The 1,138-nt window shown below is 36.2% G+C and carries 1 protein-coding gene; it reads left to right on the forward strand.

The genetic code is table 11. From position 1 onward, the window contains the following. Positions 1 to 81 precede the first annotated feature (81 nt). A partial coding sequence (locus Q0296_RS00200) for a Cj0814 family flagellar-dependent secreted protein (RefSeq protein ID WP_298035589.1) occupies positions 82 to 1,138 on the forward strand: 1,057 nt, incomplete at its 3' end.

Here is a 1,138-nt window from a genome sequence, read left to right on the forward strand (position 1 = left end):
GCATAGATGTCTTAGAGCTTATGCAAAAGATAGATAAGAAGCAAATTTTAAATAAAATGGCTTAAATTTAAAGGATCTAAAATGATAAACGCACTTGGTAGCTACCCCTTGAATTTAGAGCAGAACATAAAGGTATCAACCAAAATTTCTACAAACCAAACCAGCTCTTTAGTTTTAGGCTACAAGGTAGATAAGGATGGCTACTTTACAGATGAGTTTAACAAGCAAGCTGGCATCCCAAGTGATTATAAAATTCACTCAAGCACGCTAGAGTCTTTAGTCAGATCAAATGACATAATGGACCCAGACATCAAGAATTTTAAAAGTATCGATATAGCTAAAACAGTTGGCAATGCTTATAGGTTGCTAGCTCAAGTAGTTGGCGAAGACACGCTAAATTCGAAAGAAAGCTTTAGTGCAGATGATATAAGAAATTTCCCTCAAGGTTTTTCTTATGATCGTCAAAGTCTGCAAGTAGATAAAAGATATGCTAGTGCTAGTGAGTATTCTGCGGTAGAAGATAGCTTTGTGCATACGCCAACAAAGACCATAAGCACGCTCTTTTATAATGGCTCTTTGTCTATTGCGGCAGATAAGCAGATACATCCAAAAAATGTAACATACATCTTTAACAACGCAAATGGCGGTAAAGAAAACACGGTCATTGGTATATTTATGGATCCACATGGAGAGAAATATACTAACAAAGATGGCTCTATAACCAAAGGCGGTCTTATAGCTGGCGTGCTAAATCACAACCTAGACATATACGAGGGAGAAACCACTGCGATAGGAAAATATGGCGGCTATGATAAAAATATCAACGCAAAAGAATTTCAAAGGTCATTTAATGCCTTTAATGCTATGTGGCAAATGGCTTATGGTATAAATTTCTCAAAAGCAGATGATGGTGCTGTCTCTATGCTGCCTGATTATATGCAAGATTATGTAAGACACAGACAAAGCCTTGATAAATTTAGCGACCAAGAAGACGGGCTATCATTTAAAAAGATGATGGAGCGCAATCTAAAAATGTTAAAGCTACTCTTTGGCGAGATAGACAAAGATGGTAAAAAGAGCAAAGACTTTATGGATAGCTTTTTGAAATTTAGTATGCCACCTTTAAATTTAGTAAAAG

It is taken from the genome of uncultured Campylobacter sp., assembly GCF_937890585.1.
In the GTDB taxonomy this organism is placed as follows: Bacteria; Campylobacterota; Campylobacteria; order Campylobacterales; family Campylobacteraceae; genus Campylobacter_A.